Raw genomic sequence first — 21,796 nt, forward strand, 5'->3', positions numbered from 1 at the left:
CAATGAGGGAAAACGTTAAACAATTTATCTTGCCCAAAAAACGAAAACGGCCCAAAAGTAGGACCGTTCGAATTAACAAAACTCGCTATCCAGTTAAGAGAAGAAACTCTTAACTGAATGGTGTTAAGCATTTGCTGGGTTTTTTATTCTCTATTTGTAGTGGATTACTGTTAAAATGTCGCTAATTTGTTTTCCCTTTTTTGGAGCGAAATTTGGAATTTTTATATGAATATGGCTTATTTTTAGCTAAAGCGGTGACGATAGTGTTATCTGTGCTAGCCATTGTGGTCATGGTATTAGCCAGTAGTATCAAGGGTAAAACTGACAAAGGTGAGTTACAACTGACTGATATCTCTGATGAGCTAATGCAGCTTAAACATGATTTAAAACAAGAATTGCTCACAAAAAAGCAATTTAAAGCGTATGAAAAGCAAGTCAAAGCTGATGAGAAAGCCGCTGAAAAATCGGATACGACAAAAGGGAAAGTCTTTGTTATTGATTTTAAAGGCAGTATTGACGCTGGTGAGGTTGCATCCTTACGTGAAGAAGTCACTGCCATTTTGACCATTGCAGACAAAGACGATCAAGTGTTGGTCAATGTAGAAAGTGGCGGCGGCATGGTGCATGGGTACGGCCTTGCCTCTAGCCAGCTTGACCGCTTACGCCAAGCAAACATTCCATTGTCTATATGTATTGATAAAGTCGCAGCCAGTGGTGGTTATATGATGGCCTGCGTAGCAAATAAAGTGTATGCCGCGCCGTTTGCTATTGTCGGATCCATTGGCGTTGTGGCCCAGGTGCCTAACTTTAATCGTTTGCTTAAAAAGCATGATATTGATTACGAACAACATACTGCGGGCGACTTTAAGCGCACGTTAACTATTTTTGGCGAAAACACCGATGAAGGCCGTGCTAAGTTTCAACAAGAGCTAGAAGAAACCCACGTGTTGTTTAAAGAGTTTGTTGGTCGTTATCGTCCAAACATGGATCTCGCAAAAGTTGCAACAGGTGAACACTGGTATGGTCAACAGGCCATTAATTTAGGTTTGATTGATGAAATCTCAACAAGCGATGACGTCATTTTAAACTTAGCCAATACCCATCAAGTGATCAAAATTAGATATCAAATGAAGAAAAAGCTGGCCGATAAAATCGCCCATGGTGCATCATTATCGGTAAATGCCGTGATGAACAAGCTTATTGAGCGTAATCAATCGGTGTAATAGTGATTTAGATGAATAAAAACGACAGCCTAGGCTGTCGTTTTACTTTAAATAAGCGTGTTATTATTGCGCTTTATAACTGATGTGCTGGTGGAAGCGTAAAATCACATCAACATGCTCTTTATCGATGTCAAACTCTTGTGTAAATACTCTTAATGCATCTTCTACCTGGTTCATAAAACGACCATAACCTTCATCTGTTTCGTCGCTTTTACCTGCCACAATCACAAACCGGAATACGTCTACTAATTTGTTGCTGTCCCAATGCCCAATAGGGGCGGGTGATTGTGCATGTGGATCAAAACCAATCATTTGAAACTCGTCAGTGCTGCTGAGTTGCTCATATTTACTGTTACGGACTAAAGGCAATTTACCATTGGCAACCATGGCAACTCGGTTGAGTTGTTTGCTATTTGTCGCTTGAATAAATTTATCGTAAACCGTTTGGTATACAGAACCAAAATCAACGGTGTCGTTAGCCAGTAATTGTTTTTTGATGCGGCGATCTACTGGAATATTGATAGTAACGTAATTTAATGTGCTCACGTTTTCTGGCAAATTACAGTGACGACGTTGATAGCGGCTATCGACTGCTCGCAATTTATAACCATAGGTTTCTTTTAAGCCCTTTGCTTTGGCAAAAAAGTCGTAAGAGATGTGTTGATGATCGCGCACTTTAATTGGCACATCTTTAACTGGTAATAAGGGTGTTAAGTCGGCAGTAAATTGCTGAATTTTTGAATGAAAGTTTGCAGCATTGTTTCGAATGTCATTACCAGTGGCTAAAAAGACAATACGTAGTTTACGCGCGCGAAAGCCCGCAATACTGTGCAATCGGTTTGCTTCGTGATGTGCAGGATTATAAAAGAAACGCAATTGTTCATTTGAATTTAAACAATATGCTTCAGTATGAAAACGCACCATAGGCAATTTGTCTGTAGCAACAACATGAACATTATACAATTCATGTTTTTCTGCCAGTTGGTATACTATTTTGCTAAAACTATCGTAGCATGACTCTAAGTCGCTGTAAGCGTTGAGATATTCGTCGGTTAATGGGAACCCAATCGTAATGTACTGATTTTTACGGGTGGCAGTGGGTAAATATACTTTTTTTTGACGACTGACGGACATGTTATTTCCTTAAATTGTCTAGTGTTGTCTAAAGTTTATCGTTATTGAGTTGCTTGCTGAGCATCCATTCTAAACATTGATCCTGAAAATAAAATGACTTTCGTCTACTTTAGAGAAAACTTTTTAACATTTGCAGCAAAAGTCATAACATTTAAAGGATTATTCGTCTATTGCTTGAGTGATCCAAGGCAGCATCCATTGCGTAATTTTATCTTGAGCCTGTTCATTGGGGTGTATACCGTCACGTTGCATTAAGCTTTTGTCTGCGGCAATATCTTGCATAAAAAACGGCACTAAGTTAATGGCATATTCGTCAGCTAATTGATGATAAACCTCAGTGAACATTTTGCTATAACGAGGACCGTAATTAGGTGGCACCATAATTTCAGTTAATAACACTTTTGCGCCTTGCTCTTCGGCTAGCGTAATGATTTTTGTAAGATTTGATTTCAACTGATTGGGTGGAAAACCGCGTAAGCCATCATTGCCGCCGAGTTCGATTACAACAATGTCTGGTTGGCTAGAGGTCAGTAAACTCGGGAGTCTACGTAATCCTCCTGCTGTTGTTTCACCACTAACAGAGCCGTTAACAATTGTGTGTTGTGGCAGTTCATTGCGTAACAATTGTACCCAACCTTGGTTTTCTGGCATGCCATAACCTGCACTAAGGCTATCGCCCAGTATCAAAACCGTGGCAGCATAGGCAGGCGCGCACATCAACATTAACGTAAATGCAGCAGCTAACATGCGTTTAAGCGACAAAAATAAGAAGGATTGTATGTCTAATAATAGCGTTCGAAATACCAGTGCCATAACTGTAACTAACCTTAATAAAACTGTGGTGACCCAAGAGGGAGAGTTGACTATCCTCAACGGCATTAATATAGAAGTCAAGCAGGGCGACAGTATTGCTATTCTTGGACCATCGGGTTCGGGTAAATCAACCTTACTTGGATTATTAGCGGCTTTAGACACACCAACTTCAGGTGAAATTGTCCTTGATGGGGTGGCATTATCTGGTTTAAATGAAGAGCAAAAAGCCGCGCTGCGTAAACAAAAAGTCAGTTTTATTTTTCAATCCTTTATGTTGGTCGATACTTTAACCGCGTTAGAAAACGTCATGTTGCCAGCTGAACTTGCTGGCGTTACCGATGCCAAGCAAAAAGCCCAAGCCATGCTTGAACGCGTTGGCTTGTCGCATCGCTTAAACCACTTACCGAAACAATTATCGGGCGGTGAGCAGCAACGTGTGGCGATTGCCAGAGCCTTTATTTGTGAACCTAAAGTGTTATTTGCCGACGAACCCACAGGTAACTTAGACAGCGTGAATGGCGACAAAATCGCCGATATGCTCTTTGCCCTTAACCAAGAAAGCGACACCACTTTGGTACTGGTTACCCATGATTTACACCTTGCCCAGCGCTGTGCAAGGCAGTTAGTGATGGAAAGCGGTCATCTATCTGAGCCTGCCGCAGAAGCTACCCAGCGCGAGAGATTATCTGATCCACAATTAGTGGAGGCAAACTAATGGAATGGCGCATTGCTTGGCGTTTGTTTAAGCGTGAGCTTGCTCAAGGCCAATTAGTTTTAATCGTGCTTGCGATAACGCTAGCCGTATTGTCGGTCACTGGACTTGCTCGGGTTAGCGAGCGTTTACAAGTGGCCATTAATGGTGAAGCCGCTAACTTTATTGCCGCTGATCGCATTATTGATTCACCCGTTGAGTTAGACCCTAAAGTGTTAACCATTGCTGACGACATTGGCCTTGCCCATGTCACCAATATGCAATTTAACTCAATGGTGTATGCAGGCGATAAATTTCAGCTAGTGACAGTAAAAGCTGTGGGTGATGGTTATCCACTTAAAGGCGACATTGAGCTCAGCACCGGTATCACACAAGCGTTACCGCAAACAAGCCAGGCCTGGTATGAAAACCGCCTAGGTGGTTTGTTAGGGTTTCCAAAAACCATCGAGTTAGGTAACAGTGAGTTATCACTAACCGAAGAAATAAGCCGCTTACCTGACGCAGGGTTTAACCCATTTGCCTCATCACCTGTGTTGCTTATTCATTTAAATGATGTTGCTGCGACAGGGATTATTCAGCCAGGCAGCCGCGTGACTTACCTTTATCAGTTTACCGGTAATGCAGATCAATTAACGGCATTTGAACAACAAGCTAAACCACTACTTAATAACAGCCAGCGTTGGGTTGATGTGCAGTCGGGTGACTCACCGATTGCTTCAGCGGTACAGCGCGCTGAGCGCTTTTTATTGTTGGCCAGTTTATTAGGTATTGCGCTCGCATGTGCCGCTATTGGTATTGCTGCGCAGCGTTATTGCCAGCGCCATTATGACGTGGTGGCGATGTTGAAAACCTTTGGCGCATCGGGTAAGCAAATCCGCGTGTTATTCGGTTTGCATTTATCACTTGTTACCCTATTAGGTATTGGCTTGGGGTTAATTGGCGGTTTACTGCTTGATTTAAGCATTACTGCATTTTTACCGGTAGAAATCGCCGCCTATTCTCCGCCTTACTTACGCCCGGTATTACTCGGTGTGAGCACTGGGTTAATCAGCGCGTTTATGTTTTCGGCTTATCCGTTAATGCGTTTATTGGCTATTCCGCCCCTGCGTGTGCTGCAACGCCAGCTTGAGGGCTTACAGCTCGGAATGTGGTTGCATTTGTTATTAAGCTTAGCGGCGATGGCTTTGTTAGGGTATTTGTACTCAAGAAGTCTCGCACTCACAATGACTGTTGTGCTTGCGGTCATGCTGCTTGGGGTATTACTGAGCCTATTAGGGTTTGTGATGATCCGTCTAGGTCATGGTATCGGCATGAGAACCACTAATCCATTGCAACTTGCTTTGGCAGGGCTACGTCGCCGCGCTCGTCAAAATGCGGTGCAATTAGTCGGTTTTAGCAGTGCTTTGGTATTGCTGCTGACTATTTTAGCGCTAAGACAAGATTTGCTTAACGAGTGGCAAAAACAGTTACCCGAAAATGCGCCTAATTACTTTTTGGTCAACATTGCCCCAGATGATGCTAAACCATTAGATGATTTTTTGACTGCAAATCGCATTAAGGCAACCGACATTTACCCGGTTGTGCGTGGGCGCTTAACTCATATCAATGATGAAGAGCTGATTTCTCGAAGCCAGTCAGAAGATGGCGAAGAAGGTCGAGTGGGGATTTCTCGTGAGTTAAACTTAACCTATCGCGCGACCTTGCCGCCCAATAATAAATTACTTGAGGGTCAGTTTAATCAAACGGACGATGAGGTATCTGTAGAATCTGGTGTGGCTGAGCGTTTAGAACTTAAACTGGGCGACAAATTGACTTACCGCATTGATAACCAAGATTTGTCGGTTACGGTTGCCAGTATTAGGCAGGTGCAGTGGGAAACCCTACAGCCTAACTTTTTTATGATTTTTACGCCCAAAGCCTTGGCGCCGTTTGCCTATACCTCAATGGCCAGTTTTCACCTTAATGATCAACAACTGGCTGATGCCGGTAGTCCATTAACGTCAAATGAAATTGTACTGCAATTAATAAAGCAGTTTCCAACAGTGTCGATTATTGATGTGGGGGCAATGGTTAGCCAATTGCGGCAAATTATCGATCAAGTGTCTTTGTCATTGTCTCTTGTTTTAGCATTGGTATTGCTTGCCAGTGGTTTGGTTTTAGTCGCCCAAACCGAGGCGGGCATGGCAACACGACAACGTGAGTTAGCGGTATTACGCACCTTTGGTGCATCGGGCTGGTTACTGAGAGCATCTACCGGGTTTGAGTTTGCGCTGCTCGGTGCAATTGCGGGCTTGTTAGCGGTCATTGTGGCGGAGTTTGCCTTGTACATGCTTAAAACGCAGGTGTTTGAACTGGTGGTGTATATGCATTGGCCATGGTGGGGTATCGCACCTGTAGCTGGCGCCATTATTGTTGCGACACTTGGCGTGTGGCGTTGCAGGCAGTTATTGAATAAGTCGTGCAGTGATATGTTAAAAGCGGGTTAGCACACACTGACCTCAATAACCGCTAAATGAGCGAAAAGGGAGATGCATTGTCATCTCCCTTTTGTTTTGACTCATAGATCTAAAGTTAAGGTTATTTAACCTCAACTCTGGATAAGAGATGTATTGATAACGATATAAATCAATAGATTGACTAAAATCCACAGTCAAGCTTGTGATTTGTTTTGCTAACAAGGCGAATTAACGCGTCAATAGCTAGCCTATTGCAAGTTAATTCAACGCAGTGAGGAAGGCAAAGGACTGCTTGAAAGGCGTTTGTTATCCAGAGCTGAGGTTATTTAGAGCGCGGCTTATATTGCGTTGGGCAGTAACCACGATCAATTCCTTCGGGCCTTAGCTTAAGGTGTTTGGTTTTTCGGCCTGTAACGCGTGCTCGCCACAGTTTAAAGCTGCCTGGTTTCATGCTGCATCGCATCAATTTTATTACGGCAGACTCGTTTAAGCCATACAGGTGTTCAATGGCTTCAAATGGGGTTCTGTCTTCCCACGCCATTTCAATAATTCTTGAGGTATCTTGCACTGAAAGCATTGCGTATGATGTCGTTATTGGGTTTGCCAGTACATACGTTAAACAGCTTGTTTTGGTTTATCCATGGTCTAGTTTAACGCTGGTTTATTGTTAATTTATTATCCTGGGTATCACTATCACATGCGTCTTGACCGTTTTGTCAGCAAAAGCACCGAATTAACCCAACAGCAAGTGAGCGACTGTATTGCTCAAGCCTATGTGTCGGTTAACGGCATTGCCGTTACCGATGAAGCCACTCAAGTGCATGAAAATAACCTAGTGCAATTAAATGGGCAAAGGTTAGTACCGCGTCCTTTTCGTTATTTGTTATTACATAAGCCGCAGCAAACCTTGTGTTCAAACGTCGACGGGGTACATCCATCAGTATTTTCGTTACTGGATATTGAGCGGCCCTCAGAGCTTCATATTGCCGGGCGTTTAGATGCTGATACCACGGGGTTGGTGTTAATAACTGACGATGGCCGTTGGACATTTAATATCACCTCGCCCAAATACGCGTGTTACAAAACGTATCGGGTTAATTTGGCAAAACCGATTAAAGGGGATGTGATAGAGCGCTTTGCTAATGGGATCTTATTACAGGGCGAAAAGGGCCTAACCTTACCAGCAAGGTTAGAGATTATCTCAGCACAAGAGGTGTTGCTGACACTCACTGAAGGTAAGTTTCATCAGGTTAAACGCATGTTTGCAGCCGTTGGTAATAAAGTGATTGCCCTGCATCGGCAAACGATTGGTTCTGTAGAACTCGATGTACCTGAAGGTCAGTGGCGCTATTTAACGGCAGCAGAAATAGGCTCTTTTTATCCCAAAAATAGCGAAGCATGATTCTGACGTTGATCATATTGCTATCGTTATTAAAAACTAACATATCAATAATCAATATTTATCAAAGCTGTTATGCTATCAACATCATTTAGTGTTGGAGTGTGGCATGTTAAATCAGCAATGGTTAACTACGTTTATCAAGTTAGTCGAAGTGGGTCACTTTACACACACAGCTGAACAACTGTTTATGACCCAACCCGGCGTGAGCCAACACATTAAAAAGTTGGAAGAGCAAGTGGGTGTGGCATTGTTATATCGGGTCGGCAAACGCTTTGAGCTGACTGAAGCGGGCATTCAATTACATCAACAAGCCTTACTTTGGCAGCAACAACAGCAACAACTGTTATCACAACTGGCTATTGATGATGTTCATGTGGGTGAGTGCCGAGTGGCATGTTCTGGCTCGTTGGCATTATTACTATATCCGCATTTAATTGACTATCAGCAGCCACATAAACAATTGCAAATATCATTAGAAGCGGCACCTAACAAACGCATCATTGACAATGTGTTAGCCAACCAGGTCGAACTTGGCATTATCACCCAAGCCGTTCATATCGATGAGCTAGAACTCACGCCACTTGGTCAGCAAGCCTTATGTGTTGTGATGCCGAAAAAGTATCAAGATAGCGCCATAAACATTGATCAACTCATGGCGCTTGGCATGGTAGCGCATCCTGATGGCATGCATTATTGGCAGCAAATCGTGAATCATTACTTTAATGACAAGCAAGCCATGGCCCAGCAGGTGCCAATAAGAAGCTATGTTAACCAACTGAACCAAATACTCGTGCCAGTAGCAAAAGGCTTAGCCTTTGCAGTATTGCCACAATTTGCAGTAGACAGTTTTGCCCAGCAAACGCAAATATGCATTGCTACGTTTGATAACACAGGTGAGCCAAAGCAGGGCGTTAGTGAGCCATTATTTTTAATTAACAAAAAACATCGCCCGCTGGCAAAACGTTACCAACCCATCATCGATATTATTCAAAGCTTGGTTTGAGTCTCTGTTTTTTACTATTGTTGTCACTTATAGGGCAGTGGGGTGAGCAGTATTGTCCAAAGTGCTTAAAATGTGGCCTGCGGCAAATCCAAAGCATTAAAGCTAAAATCTGCTTTTACATGGCCATATATGGACGCTCCCGATAAGTAAAGATAATACTTTGCTCACCCACCATAGTCTTAGCATAATCTGAATCTTGTTTCGATATCAATTTGTGATATCATTCTGTTTATGAATTCAAAGCAAAAACGCACTTTGATAGCGATATATACTGATCCAGTGTCTGCTTCTTTAGTATGGAAGGATATTGAGTCTCTGTTTGTATGTATCGGTGCTGAGGTGATTGAAGGAAATGGCTCGCGTGTTAGGTTCCATAAAAATGGCGTCATAGCTTCCTTCCACCGACCGCACCCAAAGAAAGAAGCAAAACCATATCAAGTCAAAGATGCGCGATCCTTTTTAATACAACTAGGAGTGGTACCATGAGTAATTCAATGGTGTATCAAGGTTATGCTGCTCGTATAGAGTTTAGTTCTGAAGATGAGTGTTTTATTGGACATATAGCAGGTATAAAAGACGTTGTTGGGTTTCATGGTGAAACAGTTTCTGAGCTAAAAACTGCATTTGAAGAAGCAGTTAATGACTATTTAAAAGCGTGTAAAAAGATTGGTAAAACACCTCAAAAACCATATTCAGGAAAGCTAATGTTACGCATTCGTCCTGAAATTCACGCAGCAGTTGCAACAGCTGCGGAGCTTAGTGGTCAGAGTATAAATCAGTGGGCGGCAGAGGCTCTCAATAGAGAAGCGAGTTTGTTTACTTAATCGGGTAATCGGAGGTGTCTAGCCTCATCTTGACCTAGTGTGAGCAAAGCACCACAACATTTGTGGCCGCAAGCCAAAACGACAAAGCTCAAAGTGACAACTCAAATTACCGCTATACAACCATCCTGCATTATTTACTCAGTAAATTCATGAATGAGGAGTCAAAGATGAAATTAAACCATAAACTCAATCGGGCGCAGCTTAGTGCTTTAACCTTATGCTTAGGCACTTCACTTGGTATGTCTATATTCGTTGGGAGTTCATCGCCTTTTATAGGATTAATGTTTGGTATAATTACAATTGGTGTTTATGTCATGATTATCTCTGGAAAGTGGAGTGCAAAAAATAACTAGTAAGGATAGGCAGTGCGAAGCCGTGTCCTTATCCAATGTGTACTTTCGTTATGTGTATAGCCCTAATCGGTGAGATGTAACTTTTTATTAGGTAAATAATAGCTCGATAAAACGAGAAGTTTGATTTAATAGTTATCTATCTGGCACTTTTCTGTAGCCAGCTAGATACCTTAGCTCATAAGCACAAATCATAACAACAAACTGTATTCCAACATTTCTTTGTTCACTACTCTCTCAATCCAAAACCCATTTAACTCACAACATCGGTGAGCGCTGCTTCAATATCGGTATAGTTAAACTCATAACCTGCTTTGATCGCATTGGTGGGCAGCACAAATTGGCCTTCGATAAGTAACTGTGACATTTCACCCATAGCCAGTCTTAGTGCTAACGGTGGCGTGGTGATAATGGCTGGGCGATTAAGCACTTTGCCTAATGTTTGTGAAAATACCTTATTACTGACTGGATTTGGCGCAGTGGCATTGAACACCCCTTGCAAGGGCGGGTGCTCGAGTAAATAGTGAATTAAACCGACTAAGTCGCTGATGTGGATCCAGCTCATGCCTTGCTCGCCTTTACCGATGGGGCCACCGACTCCGAGCTTAAATGGCGGTAACATTTTGGCTAATGCGCCACCATTTTTACCCAGTACAATGCCAATTCGAGTAATACATACCCGGGTGTGTTGAGATTGTGCTTGTAGGGCTAAGTCTTCCCATTTTTGGCAAATATCGTGGCCAAACTCGGCGTGAAAACTGCTTTTTTCATCGACAGGCGTTGCACCTTGGGCGCCGTAATAACCTATTGCTGAGCCGCTAATAAAGGTGTGAGGCGGATTGCTGCTATTGCTGATAAGTTGGCTTATGGCGGCGGTAATATCCCAGCGGCTGCTGCAAATAAGCTGCTTTTGTCTAGGAGACCAGCGTTTTGCGACTATGGGTTCGCCAGCTAAATTGATCACCGCATCAATGTCGTTGAGGTCAGTTTTATCAGCTAGGCTTGACCAGTATTGATGTTGCTCACCCAGCTTGGCTTTAGCAGCAATAATATTACGGCTTAATATCACCAGTTGATGCTGTGTCAGCGAGCCCACTAACTGTTGGCCTACAAAGCCGGTGGCGCCAGTGATTAAAATCTTCATGTCAGCTCCCATTGAGTATCGCTGTTCAGCGGTGTAATACGCGACCAAACATTAAAATGATCATCTTCTCGCCACGTTGCATGAGTTATTGTGGTTTTTGGTAACACAACTCCATCGATACCGAGTCGGCAAAACGCAGCGCATGGGGTTTGTCTATTTCGACACTGGCAAATTCAACCCAGTCGTGTTCGCTGGCGATGGCTAATGTTTGGTTTGTGAGGTTTTCTAACAACGAAAAACGATTATTTTCAATCAAGGCAATGATTTTTTTAGTAATGGTGCGATAATTCAACGCATCGGCAACATTGTTACTGTTACGGGCCTTATCAGCACAATAATGGATCACTACATTGACGATAATATCTTGTTGATTATTGATTTCGTCTTCTTTAATGCCGATATAAGTACGTAACCGTAGGTTTTTAATGCGTATAATGGCGGTTTCTGGTTTCATATTATTGGTGTTATTCCCTTAATGTGATTCGCTGCTAATATCAATAAACTGATGCAGTAGAACAACAAAATTTAACTTAATTAGCAACACGTTACTGAGTTTAGCTTAGCATAATCAATCATTTTAAAAAGTAGCAATAAGGATTTTTTACCCTATGAAAGGAATACAGCAATCGCCTATGGCCGTGCGCAGTTTTGTGGTTATGGCGTGTGTGGTGATTATTTTGGCGGGAATAAAAACCGCTAGCCCGATTGTGGTGCCGTTTGTCTTGTCGGCTTTTTTAGCCGTAATTTGTAATCCTGCCATTACTTTCATGTCTCGATTTCACTTCCCTAAGTGGTTATCAATTATGTTATTGATGGCCTTTATTGTACTGATGGGGTTGTGGTTAGCCAGTTTAGTCGGCAGTTCTATTAATGAATTTTCAAAACAAATGCCAGTGTATCGGCAACAATTAATTGAGCAGTTTGCATGGATTATTGAAAAGCTACAAAGCTTTAACATTCAAATATCTAAGCAAAAAGTGCTCGACTATTTCGACCCTGGTATGGCTTTGTCGATGACCACCAATATGCTTTCTGGGGTTGGTAATGTCATGGCGAATTTATTTCTGATTATTTTGACTATTGTGTTTATGTTGTTTGAAGCCCAAACACTGCCTAAAAAGTTTCATTTAGCCTTAGACGACCCCGATATGCGTTTAAAGCAAATCGACAAGTTTTTGCAATCTGTTAATCAATACATGGTGATTAAAACTCTGGTGAGTTTAGCCACTGCCGCGGTAATAGGAATAGGCCTTAGCATCATAGGTGTTGATTATGCGCTGTTGTGGGCGGTGATTGCGTTTTTGTTTAATTACATTCCTAATATCGGTTCGATTATTGCCGCTATTCCTGCTGTACTGTTAGCGTTTATTCAAATGGGGCCTGGGGCTGCGGGTATTACCGGGCTGTTATATGTGGGCACTAACATGGTGATGGGCAATGTGGTTGAGCCACGCTTTATGGGGCGCGGACTAGGCCTGTCTACTCTTGTGGTATTTTTGTCTTTAATTTTTTGGGGCTGGTTATTAGGGTCTGTTGGTATGCTGTTATCTGTGCCATTAACCATGATTGTTAAAATTGGTCTTGAATCAAGTGAGTCGGGCGGTTGGTTATCAATATTGCTCTCAGATGATGTTGAAGACATCGTTAATCAGCCTGAAAATATCGAGCAAGTTGCTGCTACTTCAGCCGATGATATTGCACAACCAACAGACTATAGCCAGGTTGTTACTGATGATGAACAATCCAAACCATCGTAAATTGATGAGTAAATTGAGTAAGTAAGAGAGAGTATGAAGCGTTTTTTACAAGTGTTACCCGGTTTGGCAGTAGGCGATGATGTTTGTCGTTTATTTCATGGTCGCGGCGGTTTATTTGCTGGCGATGAACATCTTTGTTTAGATTGGTACAAGCCCGTATTGCTATTAACTAGCTTTAAAATGTTAGACGATGAGCAACGAGACGAACTGGTCAATGCGATCGTCGTCTATTGGCAATTACAGTATCCAAATGAACCTTTAAACCTAGTTTATCAATACCGTCATGGTGGCCAAACCTTTAGCGAATTATTATACGGTGAGGTACCTGAGCAACACGTGGTAACTGAAAACGGTTGTCGTTTTTTAGTGCATTTATTGCGCGGCCAAAACCATGGCCTATTTTTAGACATGGCCAATGGTCGTGCATGGGTAAAGCAACATGCCAAGCATAAAAAAGTGCTTAATTTGTTTGCCTACACTTGTGGGTTTTCGGTGGCAGCCTTGCAAGGTGGCGCCGATGAAGTGGTTAATATGGATATGAGTAAAGGCGCATTGAGTATTGGTAAGCAAAACCATTTACTTAACGATTTACCGGTGGGCGCACGTTACTTAGGCCATGATATTTTTAAGTCCTGGGGCAAACTCACAAAACTTGGGCCTTATGACTTAATTGTTGCGGATCCGCCAAGTAATCAACGTGGTAGTTTTGTGGCTACTAAAGACTATGAGCGCCTGTTAAAACGTTTACCAGACTTGTTAGCGCCGCAAGGGGAAGTGTTATTGTGCCTCAATGCACCTGAACTAGGCAGTGATTTTTTAATGCAACAAGTGGCTAATACAGCACCGCAATTGACCTATGTTGAACGGCTTGCAAACCCAAGTGTTTTTGCAGATGTTGATGAGCAAAAATCATTAAAAGTGTTACGTTATCGTTTAAGTTAACACCTACTGTTCTATTAAAAACCGCCCTTAAAACCAGGGCGGTTTTTTTATGGGTATTCGTCTACTACAATTAATTAACATGTTAGTGGTAAAGACTAGATTTATTTATTTTAGAGACAGTTGATATTTATCAAGTAAACGGTAAGCAAGTCTTTATTTAATCGATATTTATGCTTAAAAAGCTCGATCTGAATAATGATTTAACTAATTTGATGATCTAGATCATATATCCCTTAGTTTACCAATTTGTGAGTATATAGTTTGTTAATTGATAAACGCTAAAATTCTCCTGAGTTCAAATCAAGAACAACGAAAGTTAATCAATAGGTTGTTTAATCCCCCACTACTGGAGGGTCTATGAGTAAAGATACAACTAATCTAAAAGGCTTGGAGCTGAAGATATTTATCTTCTTAACCGTTTTTTTAGCGCCCATTTTATCTGTGTTGCTGGTCAGTGCATTGGGGTTCAGTATTTGGTTTAGCCAAATTTTAACTGGACCACCAGGCGCAGGTTAACAAAACAATAAAAAATCAATGATATGAGAGTGATGTATGAGCAGTGAACTTCACGTAACCAGCTTAATTGTTCAAGTACAACCTGAGCGAATGGCTGAAGTAAGACAGAAAATAATGGCCATCCCAAATGCTGAGTTGTCAGCTAATAATGACGTTAAGTTAGTGGTTGTCGTTGAAGGCCCTAGCCAAAAATCGTTGATGGATGATATTTCAACGATTAATGCCATTCCCGGTGTGTTATCTGCCACCATGGTTTATCACCAAAGTGAAGAGCTTGAAGAAGGTGAAAAATGAAAATGAATAGACGCGATTTTATGAAAGCCAATGCCGCTATGGCTGCGGCAAGTGTTGCTGGTTTAGCGCTACCGACCAGCGCAACAAATTTAATAACCAGCTCTGAGCAAACCAAACTTGAATGGAACAAAGCACCTTGCCGTTTTTGTGGTACAGGTTGTTCAGTGATGGTTGCGACCCGCGACGGTAAAGTGGTGGCTACCCATGGTGATGCAAAAAGTGAAGTTAACCGCGGCTTAAACTGCATTAAAGGCTACTTTTTATCTAAAATTATGTACGGTCGTGACCGCCTGCAAACACCTATGTTACGTATGACCGACGGTAAATACGATAAACACGGTGAGTTTACTCCAATTAGCTGGGAAAAAGCCTTCGACACCATGGCTGAACGCTGGAAAGCAACCATTAAAGCGAAAGGCCCAACGGCTGTTGGTATGTTTGGTTCAGGCCAATGGACTGTATGGGAAGGCTACGCCGCTGTTAAGTTAATGAAAGCAGGCTTTGGCTCAAACAACATTGACCCTAACGCTCGCCACTGTATGGCTTCTGCGGTAGGTGGTTTTATGCGTACCTTTGGTATTGATGAGCCAATGGGTTGTTATGATGATATGGAAGCGGCAGACGCGTTTGTGCTTTGGGGCTCAAACATGGCCGAAATGCACCCTATTTTGTGGACACGCGTAACCGATCGTCGTTTAAGTGCGCAACACGTAAAAGTTGCTGTGTTATCTACCTTTGAGCACCGCTCATTTGACCTAGCAGACTTACCGATTGTATTTACGCCGCAAACCGATTTGGCGATCCTTAACTTTATTGCCAATTACATTATTCAAAACGGTAAAGTGAATAAAGACTTTATCAGCAAGCACGTTAATTTCCGTAAAGGTACCACTGACATTGGTTATGGATTGCGCCCAACGCATCCATTAGAAATGAAAGCCAAAAACGTTGCGACAGCGGGCGACTCAACCCCAATCGACTTTGATGAATTTGCTAAATTTGTTGCCGACTACGATGTTGGATCGGTCAGTAAACTATCGGGTGTACCTGAACACAAACTTATCGAGTTAGCCGAGCTTTATGCTGATCCTAACCGTAAAGTGACCTCATTCTGGACGATGGGCTTTAACCAGCATACTCGTGGTGTGTGGTGTAACAATCTTATATATAACATCCACTTACTAGTAGGTAAAATTTCTACACCAGGTAACAGTCCATTCTCGTTAACGGGTCAACCATCTGCTTGTGGTACCGCGCGTGAAGTAGGTACATTCTCGCATCGTTTACCTGCCGATATGGTTGTAACCGATCCTGAGCACAGAAAGCACGCTGAACACATTTGGAAAATCCCAAGCGGTATTATTCCACCTAAGCCTGGTTATCATGCTGTTGAGCAAAACCGTCGTTTAAAAGATGGCGATTTGAACTGTTACTGGGTGCAAGTGAACAACAACATGCAAGCGGGTCCTAACATTAACGAAGAAGGTTTACCGGGTTACCGCAATCCTGAAAACTTTATCGTAGTGTCAGATGCCTACCCAACAGTGACTACTCAAGCGGCCGACTTGATTTTACCGACAGCCATGTGGGTAGAAAAAGAAGGTGCTTATGGTAATGCTGAGCGCCGCACTCAATTTTGGCATCAAATGGTGCAAGCGCCTGGTGAGTCAAAATCAGATTTATGGCAGTTAATGGAGTTTTCTAAGCGCTTTACCACTGATGAAGTGTGGTCAGCAGATGTGCTAGCGGCCAATCCTTCATACAAAGGCAAGACACTGTTTGACGTTTTATTCAAGAATGGTCAAGTTGATAAGTTTCCTGTATCTGACGCAGATCCTAAATACATGAACGCCGAAAATGATGCCTTTGGTTTCTACGTGCAAAAAGGCTTGTTTGAAGAATACGCGACCTTTGGTCGTGGACACGGTCACGATTTAGCAGATTTTGATGTTTACCACCAAGAACACGGCTTACGTTGGCCAGTTGTTGATGGAAAAGAAACTAAGTGGCGCTTCCGTGAAGGCTCTGACCCATACGTTAAAGCGGGTAAAGATTTTGAGTTCTACGGTAAGCCAGACGGCCGTGCGGTTATCTTCGCATTACCTTATGAGCCAGCAGCAGAAGAGCCGGATGATGAATACGATATCTGGTTATCGACTGGCCGTGTACTTGAGCATTGGCATTCAGGTTCAATGACACAGCGTGTACCTGAACTGTATAAAGCGTTCCCAGATGCGGTGTGTTTTATGCACCCAGAAGATGCAAAAAAGCGTGGTTTACGCCGTGGTGATGAAATTCGAGTGATTTCTCGTCGTGGTGAGATTAAAACCCGTGTTGAAACCCGTGGGCGTAACAAGCCTCCTGTGGGCTTAGTGTTTGTACCTTGGTTTGACGCAAGTCAGCTCATTAATAAAGTCACCTTAGATGCGACAGATCCATTGTCAAAACAAACCGACTTTAAAAAATGTGCCATTAAGATTGTAAAGGCTTAAGGAGACAGACATGAAAACAGGTAAATTATTATCGATTATCGCGTTATTAGGTGTCTCTGTCAGCGTGATGGCAACTAGCGTACCAGAAGAGAAAATTGACACGTTACGTTTAGCACCTATTAGCGAAGAAATGACCCCGCCTGCCATGCAAGCGGTGATCAACACTGATGTTAAGCAAGTGCGTAACTATCCTATGCAGCCACCGGTTATTCCACATAAGATTGATGGTTATCAAATTGATCTTAAAGTGAATAAGTGTATGCAATGCCATGCTCGTACGAGTACAGGGCATTCGCAAGCGCCGATGGTGAGTGTGACGCACTATATGGACCGAGATAATAACTTTTTGGCTGATTTAACTCCACGACGTTATTTTTGTACTCAATGCCATGCGCCGCAGTTAGATGCCAAGTTACTCGTTGAAAATGATTTTGTTGATATTGATCATTTAATTAAAGCTAAAGCTGCTAAGCATTAGGAGTCAATATGTTAGCAAAACTGTTTGAGCAACTAAAACTGGTGTGGAAAATACTGCGTCGTCCGAGTGTCCATTACAGTCTTGGCTTTTTGACCATCGGTGGCTTTATTGCGGGGATCATTTTCTGGGGTGGATTTAACACCGCCCTTGAACTAACCAACCGTGAGCAATTTTGTATCGGTTGTCACGAAATGGAAAACAACGTTTACCAAGAACTACAAACGACCATCCACTTTTCTAACCGAAGTGGTGTGCGGGCAACGTGTCCTGACTGTCACGTACCGCATAACTGGACTGATAAAATTGCCCGTAAAATGCAGGCATCTAAAGAGGTCTGGGGTAAGGTGTTTGGTACTATTAACACCCGCGAAAAGTTTGAGGCAAAGCGTCGCCATTTAGCTGAAAATGAGTGGAACCGCCTCAAAGCTAACGACTCATTAGAGTGTCGTAACTGTCATAACTTTGATTACATGGATTTTACTCGTCAGTCTAAGCGTGCATCGCAAATGCATTCAACGTCTTTAGCCAGCGGTGAAAAAACCTGTATCGATTGTCATAAAGGTATTGCTCACCAATTACCTGATATGGCGGGTGTAGAAGGCTTCTAAACGCTTTCGATAAACTAAAATGAATAAGGCCAGCAAATTGCTGGCCTTCTTTTTTGTCTTGTATTCACACTTAACACGTAGTGCTTATCGCAACCCTGTTCATGACAAAAGTCGTTACGATAAATCGACTTGTTTGCCAATCACATCAATTAAATACTCAGTAAAATCGTGGCCGTGATTTTGTAGCATCTTCGGGAACATTGAAATCGGTGTTAGCCCTGGGAAGGTGTTGATTTCGTTAAGCAGAATTTGATTATCTTGAGTTAAAAAGAAATCAATACGCGATAAATGACGTAGCTTCATGCCTTTAAAGGCTTTTATTGCATAATCTCGAATTTGCTGGCTAAGTTCGGCTGAAAGGTTGTTAGCCACAACATCGGTGCGCGCCTTGCTGTTTTTTGCGTATTTTTCGTCAAATGAGTAAAAGGTATTGCTGTCGCAAATAATCTCACCGGGCAGGGTTGCGACCACTTCGCCTTGGTATTCGTACACTGCCACTTCTAATTCGCGAGCGCGAATCGTTTGCTCGATTACCACGTAGGGTGCATAACTAAAGGCATCGTTAAGCACTTTGGCGATACTGGTTTTATCATCGACTTTATAACAGCCTACCGATGAGCCTTGAGAGGCCGCTTTAATAAATACCGAGCCCCACTGATTAAATGCCGCTTCAGTTTGCTTTATGGCGTCATCGTCCAGTTGATGTAAAAAAATGTATGGTGTATTGGGCACGCCCAGGGCTGAAAACCACATTTTTGCGGTAATTTTATTAAAACAATTGCTTGAGGCTTCGGACTCACAGCCAAAGTAGGGTAGTTGGATTAAGTTAAAATACGATTGAATATCGCCGGTTTCACCTGGGAAGCCATGAATGCAAGGGATAACATAATCGACAGGCCACGCTGGAGTGCTGTCATCTTCAAAACGAATTTCACGACGGTTGGTTAAATCGCATAATTTACCGTCTTCAGTGTGGTAATGCCCGTGCTTGTCGAGTACTAATTTTAGTAGCGAAAATTTATCTGACGTTGCCAGAGATGACTCAAAAAAACGCGCAGACATTAACGAAATATCGTGTTCTGCACCGCCACCGCCGCACAATAACAGCAGATTAATCTTTGGCATGCTTACTCCTGAAAACCAAAAAAGAAAGGGGCTAGATTGGAATTGGATTAGCCCTAAAATTAGTGCTTATGATAATGATCCACTGCCATGCAGTGCAAGTAAGAGTTAATAATATTTCAGCTTATTTGACGCGGTTTTGAGGTTGGTCCCTGAATTAGGATAATAACTTATTATATATTTTATTCATCATCTTCAGATAAGGTTGATGATGCTCAATAAACATTAGCGGCAAGAATTTGCGTGTTAAGGTACTTAACTCGGCGGTGTTGATTGTTAAAAATCACGCCTCTTTTTACGAGTATAAAGAGGCGTGAAAATGATAATCACAATGGTGCTATTTATTTGGCTTAAGTACTCATTAATACTGAGTGCGTTAAGCCGCTTAGCCGCGGCTATTTAAAAGCGATAGGTTAAGTTAACAGAACCGTTTACTGGTGCGCCGTAATAGCCAACAGTCGCTAAACTGTTAATGTATTTTTCATCAGTGAGGTTATTAATGTTTGCTCTTAAGGTGAGGTCGTCAGACACATTCCAGCTGGCAAAAGCATTAACGACTAGGTAGGCATCTTGCTCGACGTTGTAATCAACATTTTTGGTTTTAGACTGCCATCGACCGCCCAAGCCAACACTCACATCAGGTAGTTGTGGCAAGGTATAATCCATCGAAAAGTTCACCACATTACGCGCGGCCCATTCGTTTGCTTTATCGCCGTTTTCATCTTCGACATCAAGCAAGGTATAACCAAATACTGCATTAAGGTTGTCTGTAATACGTCCGGTGACTTCAACTTCAAAGCCCTTAGATTCGACATTCACCCCTTTATAATAGTAATTGCCGTTGGCATTAAGGCCTGCGTAGCTTGCAAGGTTATTTTGCTCAGCACTAAATAACGCAAAGGTCGCCATTAAGTCGTTATCAAGCCAAAGGGTTTTAAGCCCTAGCTCATAGTTAACCCCTTTAGTGGGCGCTAAAAAGTAGCCGTCGTAATCATACTGCTCTTGCGGTTGGTAAATGTCTGAATAACTAAAATAGGTATTGATATCATCCGTGATGCTGTACACCACACCCGCATAAGGGCTGAATTCACTTTCATCGTTGTCGATATCAACGCCGCTATTTACACCCTCGCGAGTGTATTTTATTGCATTAAAGCCTGCGACTAAGAATAGGCTGTCATTGATATTGAATTTGGTTGAACCATATGCACGCAGTAAGCTGACATCAATGTCAGAATACTCCACTTTATCGCCCCATTCAGGTTCAGGGATGGCATCAATGTCATATGGGAAAGATGGGGTAGGGCCAAATGCAGTTGTTGTTGCGTAATCAAATGGGTACTGGTACATGTACTTTTTACTTTGAGAGCCGCTCAATCCTAACGTCATCTCGTGATCTTGACCAAACAAGCTGTAATGCCCAAGAGTGGTAATGTCTAACAAGTCAGCTGAAAAATCAGTGTCATAGCGTCCTGGCCAACCGGTTAAGCCTAAGCCCGTGTCTTTATCGATAGTGCCATAGGCGTAAAATAATTTGCTTTGGTCTTCTAGGCCTTGGTGGTTATAAGCAACTTTAACATCCCAGTCATTAGGTAATGTGTAAGTGTATTCAACAAACGCTGTGGTATTGAGGGTGTCCCACATGGTCCATTCTTGGGTGGTTGTTGCGCTTGTGTCCCATTCGGCCTGGGTGCCGTCAGTGTAATTAAACACTAATCCGCCCCAGGTATTGCCATCGGTGTTGGCATCTTGGTAAGAAAAGCCAAATGCTAATGTTGAATTATCGGTTAATTGTCCGTCAACGACAGCATAAAGATAGCCACGGTCATTTTCTAGGCCGTCTAAGTAGGAGTCTTTATCTTCGGCAACCGCGACAACCCTAGCAGCCCAACTGCCACTGTCTGTTAACAGGACTGAGTAATCGGCTTGCACGCGTTTAAAATCGTCCGTACCGTATGACACACCCACTTCACCTTCATTTTCGTTTGTTGGGCGTTTGCGTACGTAATTAATGGTACCAGCAGAATTACCAATACCTGTAAGTAAGCCGTTTGCACCGCGAATGACTTCAATTTTTTCGTAACCATAAGCTTCCATTGCTCCGGTCACAATCCCCCAATCATTGGGTAAGCCGACCCCATCAATTTGGGTACTTTTAATTTCAAAACCGCGAGAGGTATATTGCGTACGGTTGGTTTCCCACTCTTCGACATTGATACCTGTCGCCAGACGAAGCACGTCATTAAGGTTGTTAGCGGCAAAGTTAGTGATTTGCTCGTTGCTGACCACACTGATTGATTGCGGTGTCTCATCAATCTCCATGGTTAATCCGGTTGCGCCTTGGCTAACACGTTTATAGCGCACGCCTATAATTTGGATTTTTTCGATATTTGGCTCATTGCTATCTGCATTTTGTTGCTCGGCAGCATGGGCTTGGGGCTGCACGAAAAGGCCCATCGCCAAAGCTAATGTTGAAAGTGCAAAAATATTTTTAGGTTGCATGGTTTGCCTTACCTGATTACTAAA

The 21,796-nt window shown here is 42.6% G+C and carries 22 protein-coding genes; 15 read left to right on the top strand and 7 right to left on the bottom strand.

Annotated elements, in window-relative coordinates; genetic code table 11:
* Window positions 1-212: 212 nt before the first annotated feature.
* A complete protein-coding gene (gene sohB, locus IEW93_RS16710; RefSeq protein WP_188740419.1) occupies window positions 213-1,223 on the top strand; it encodes a protease SohB in 1,011 nt (336 codons plus the stop codon).
* A 63-nt stretch (window positions 1,224-1,286) separates the two neighbouring features.
* On the opposite strand, the gene IEW93_RS16715 is transcribed toward sohB, so the two are convergent.
* Window positions 1,287-2,357 carry a DUF3083 family protein gene (locus tag IEW93_RS16715; protein ID WP_188740420.1) on the bottom strand — a complete coding sequence of 357 codons (1,071 nt, stop codon included), beginning with the start codon at window positions 2,355-2,357 and terminating at the stop codon, window positions 1,287-1,289.
* 159 nt (window positions 2,358-2,516) lie between these two features.
* Complete coding sequence (locus IEW93_RS16720; RefSeq protein WP_188740460.1) at window positions 2,517-3,074, bottom strand: arylesterase; 558 nt, start codon at window positions 3,072-3,074, stop codon at window positions 2,517-2,519.
* Window positions 3,075-3,135: 61 nt separating this feature from the next.
* Here IEW93_RS16720 and IEW93_RS16725 point away from each other — a divergent pair, with 61 nt between their 5' ends.
* The gene (locus tag IEW93_RS16725) at window positions 3,136-3,885 is read left to right on the top strand and encodes an ABC transporter ATP-binding protein (protein ID WP_188740421.1); all 750 of its coding nucleotides are present in this window, start codon (window positions 3,136-3,138) and stop codon (window positions 3,883-3,885) included.
* Window positions 3,885-6,368 carry an ABC transporter permease gene (locus tag IEW93_RS16730; RefSeq protein ID WP_188740422.1) on the top strand — a complete coding sequence of 828 codons (2,484 nt, stop codon included), beginning with the start codon at window positions 3,885-3,887 and terminating at the stop codon, window positions 6,366-6,368. Before IEW93_RS16725 ends, IEW93_RS16730 begins: the two co-directional genes overlap by 1 nt.
* A 292-nt stretch (window positions 6,369-6,660) precedes the next feature.
* Here IEW93_RS16730 and IEW93_RS16735 read toward each other — a convergent pair whose 3' ends face one another.
* Window positions 6,661-6,915, bottom strand: coding sequence for a TIGR03643 family protein (locus IEW93_RS16735; protein WP_188740423.1), 255 nt, complete (start codon window positions 6,913-6,915; stop codon window positions 6,661-6,663).
* A 120-nt stretch (window positions 6,916-7,035) separates the two neighbouring features.
* On the opposite strand from IEW93_RS16735, the gene IEW93_RS16740 reads away from it, so the two are divergent.
* From IEW93_RS16740 to IEW93_RS16760, 5 genes are all read left to right on the top strand, one after another.
* Window positions 7,036-7,740, top strand: coding sequence for a pseudouridine synthase (locus tag IEW93_RS16740; protein WP_188740424.1), 705 nt, complete (start codon window positions 7,036-7,038; stop codon window positions 7,738-7,740).
* A gap of 106 nt (window positions 7,741-7,846) precedes the next feature.
* Window positions 7,847-8,743 carry a LysR family transcriptional regulator gene (locus IEW93_RS16745; RefSeq protein ID WP_188740425.1) on the top strand — a complete coding sequence of 299 codons (897 nt, stop codon included), beginning with the start codon at window positions 7,847-7,849 and terminating at the stop codon, window positions 8,741-8,743.
* A 231-nt stretch (window positions 8,744-8,974) separates the two neighbouring features.
* A complete protein-coding gene (locus tag IEW93_RS22335; RefSeq protein WP_188740426.1) occupies window positions 8,975-9,229 on the top strand; it encodes a type II toxin-antitoxin system HicA family toxin in 255 nt (84 codons plus the stop codon).
* Window positions 9,226-9,567, top strand: a complete 342-nt coding sequence (locus IEW93_RS16755) for a type II toxin-antitoxin system HicB family antitoxin (RefSeq protein WP_188740427.1) — start codon at window positions 9,226-9,228, stop codon at window positions 9,565-9,567. The genes IEW93_RS22335 and IEW93_RS16755 overlap by 4 nt, the downstream gene beginning before the upstream one ends.
* Window positions 9,568-9,734: 167 nt before the next feature.
* Complete coding sequence (locus IEW93_RS16760; protein WP_188740428.1) at window positions 9,735-9,920, top strand: hypothetical protein; 186 nt, start codon at window positions 9,735-9,737, stop codon at window positions 9,918-9,920.
* A 250-nt stretch (window positions 9,921-10,170) separates the two neighbouring features.
* On the opposite strand, the gene IEW93_RS16765 is transcribed toward IEW93_RS16760, so the two are convergent.
* Together IEW93_RS16765 and folX are read right to left on the bottom strand one after the other, a co-directional pair.
* Window positions 10,171-11,061: a TIGR01777 family oxidoreductase gene (locus IEW93_RS16765; protein WP_188740429.1), complete on the bottom strand. Its 891-nt coding sequence runs from the start codon at window positions 11,059-11,061 to the stop codon at window positions 10,171-10,173.
* 85 nt (window positions 11,062-11,146) lie between these two features.
* Entirely contained in the window at window positions 11,147-11,515 is a 369-nt protein-coding gene (gene folX / locus IEW93_RS16770; RefSeq protein WP_188740430.1) for a dihydroneopterin triphosphate 2'-epimerase, read from the bottom strand.
* A gap of 154 nt (window positions 11,516-11,669) precedes the next feature.
* Here folX and IEW93_RS16775 point away from each other — a divergent pair, with 154 nt between their 5' ends.
* From IEW93_RS16775 to IEW93_RS16805, 7 genes are all read left to right on the top strand, one after another.
* Entirely contained in the window at window positions 11,670-12,818 is a 1,149-nt protein-coding gene (locus IEW93_RS16775; RefSeq protein WP_188740431.1) for an AI-2E family transporter, read from the top strand.
* 33 nt (window positions 12,819-12,851) lie between these two features.
* On the top strand, window positions 12,852-13,760 hold the full coding sequence (locus IEW93_RS16780) for a class I SAM-dependent methyltransferase (RefSeq protein WP_188740432.1): 909 nt from the start codon (window positions 12,852-12,854) through the stop codon (window positions 13,758-13,760).
* Window positions 13,761-14,117: 357 nt separating this feature from the next.
* The gene (locus tag IEW93_RS16785; protein WP_160053316.1) at window positions 14,118-14,276 is read left to right on the top strand and encodes a periplasmic nitrate reductase, NapE protein; all 159 of its coding nucleotides are present in this window, start codon (window positions 14,118-14,120) and stop codon (window positions 14,274-14,276) included.
* A 36-nt stretch (window positions 14,277-14,312) separates the two neighbouring features.
* Window positions 14,313-14,570, top strand: a complete 258-nt coding sequence (locus tag IEW93_RS16790) for a chaperone NapD (protein WP_188740433.1) — start codon at window positions 14,313-14,315, stop codon at window positions 14,568-14,570.
* A gap of 2 nt (window positions 14,571-14,572) precedes the next feature.
* Window positions 14,573-17,062, top strand: coding sequence for a nitrate reductase catalytic subunit NapA (gene napA, locus IEW93_RS16795; RefSeq protein ID WP_188740434.1), 2,490 nt, complete (start codon window positions 14,573-14,575; stop codon window positions 17,060-17,062).
* A gap of 10 nt (window positions 17,063-17,072) precedes the next feature.
* Window positions 17,073-17,540 carry a nitrate reductase cytochrome c-type subunit gene (locus IEW93_RS16800; RefSeq protein WP_188740435.1) on the top strand — a complete coding sequence of 156 codons (468 nt, stop codon included), beginning with the start codon at window positions 17,073-17,075 and terminating at the stop codon, window positions 17,538-17,540.
* A gap of 8 nt (window positions 17,541-17,548) precedes the next feature.
* Entirely contained in the window at window positions 17,549-18,148 is a 600-nt protein-coding gene (locus IEW93_RS16805; RefSeq protein ID WP_373284939.1) for a cytochrome c3 family protein, read from the top strand.
* 114 nt (window positions 18,149-18,262) lie between these two features.
* Here IEW93_RS16805 and IEW93_RS16810 read toward each other — a convergent pair whose 3' ends face one another.
* Both IEW93_RS16810 and IEW93_RS16815 read right to left on the bottom strand, forming a co-directional pair.
* Window positions 18,263-19,273, bottom strand: a complete 1,011-nt coding sequence (locus IEW93_RS16810; RefSeq protein WP_188740436.1) for a D-alanine--D-alanine ligase — start codon at window positions 19,271-19,273, stop codon at window positions 18,263-18,265.
* 396 nt (window positions 19,274-19,669) lie between these two features.
* Complete coding sequence (locus tag IEW93_RS16815) at window positions 19,670-21,772, bottom strand: TonB-dependent siderophore receptor (RefSeq protein ID WP_188740437.1); 2,103 nt, start codon at window positions 21,770-21,772, stop codon at window positions 19,670-19,672.
* Between the last annotated feature and the right edge of the window lie 24 nt (window positions 21,773-21,796).

The sequence above is a fragment of the Shewanella inventionis genome (assembly GCF_014641855.1).
GTDB classification, from domain to species: Bacteria; Pseudomonadota; Gammaproteobacteria; order Enterobacterales; family Shewanellaceae; genus Shewanella; species Shewanella inventionis.

Coding starts and splice junctions, on each gene's coding strand:
- IEW93_RS16775 (WP_188740431.1), top strand. CDS start 11,670: ATGAAAGGAATACAGCAATCGCCTATGGCCGTGCGCAGTTTTGTGGTT.
- IEW93_RS16755 (WP_188740427.1), top strand. CDS start 9,226: ATGAGTAATTCAATGGTGTATCAAGGTTATGCTGCTCGTATAGAGTTT.
- IEW93_RS16760 (WP_188740428.1), top strand. CDS start 9,735: ATGAAATTAAACCATAAACTCAATCGGGCGCAGCTTAGTGCTTTAACC.
- IEW93_RS16810 (WP_188740436.1), bottom strand. CDS start 19,273: ATGCCAAAGATTAATCTGCTGTTATTGTGCGGCGGTGGCGGTGCAGAA.
- IEW93_RS16745 (WP_188740425.1), top strand. CDS start 7,847: ATGTTAAATCAGCAATGGTTAACTACGTTTATCAAGTTAGTCGAAGTG.
- IEW93_RS16715 (WP_188740420.1), bottom strand. CDS start 2,357: ATGTCCGTCAGTCGTCAAAAAAAAGTATATTTACCCACTGCCACCCGT.
- IEW93_RS16735 (WP_188740423.1), bottom strand. CDS start 6,915: ATGCTTTCAGTGCAAGATACCTCAAGAATTATTGAAATGGCGTGGGAA.
- IEW93_RS22335 (WP_188740426.1), top strand. CDS start 8,975: ATGAATTCAAAGCAAAAACGCACTTTGATAGCGATATATACTGATCCA.
- folX (WP_188740430.1), bottom strand. CDS start 11,515: ATGAAACCAGAAACCGCCATTATACGCATTAAAAACCTACGGTTACGT.
- IEW93_RS16815 (WP_188740437.1), bottom strand. CDS start 21,772: ATGCAACCTAAAAATATTTTTGCACTTTCAACATTAGCTTTGGCGATG.
- IEW93_RS16740 (WP_188740424.1), top strand. CDS start 7,036: ATGCGTCTTGACCGTTTTGTCAGCAAAAGCACCGAATTAACCCAACAG.
- IEW93_RS16785 (WP_160053316.1), top strand. CDS start 14,118: ATGAGTAAAGATACAACTAATCTAAAAGGCTTGGAGCTGAAGATATTT.
- napA (WP_188740434.1), top strand. CDS start 14,573: ATGAATAGACGCGATTTTATGAAAGCCAATGCCGCTATGGCTGCGGCA.
- IEW93_RS16790 (WP_188740433.1), top strand. CDS start 14,313: ATGAGCAGTGAACTTCACGTAACCAGCTTAATTGTTCAAGTACAACCT.
- IEW93_RS16800 (WP_188740435.1), top strand. CDS start 17,073: ATGAAAACAGGTAAATTATTATCGATTATCGCGTTATTAGGTGTCTCT.
- IEW93_RS16765 (WP_188740429.1), bottom strand. CDS start 11,061: ATGAAGATTTTAATCACTGGCGCCACCGGCTTTGTAGGCCAACAGTTA.
- IEW93_RS16720 (WP_188740460.1), bottom strand. CDS start 3,074: ATGTGCGCGCCTGCCTATGCTGCCACGGTTTTGATACTGGGCGATAGC.
- IEW93_RS16780 (WP_188740432.1), top strand. CDS start 12,852: ATGAAGCGTTTTTTACAAGTGTTACCCGGTTTGGCAGTAGGCGATGAT.
- IEW93_RS16725 (WP_188740421.1), top strand. CDS start 3,136: ATGTCTAATAATAGCGTTCGAAATACCAGTGCCATAACTGTAACTAAC.
- IEW93_RS16805 (WP_373284939.1), top strand. CDS start 17,549: ATGTTAGCAAAACTGTTTGAGCAACTAAAACTGGTGTGGAAAATACTG.
- IEW93_RS16730 (WP_188740422.1), top strand. CDS start 3,885: ATGGAATGGCGCATTGCTTGGCGTTTGTTTAAGCGTGAGCTTGCTCAA.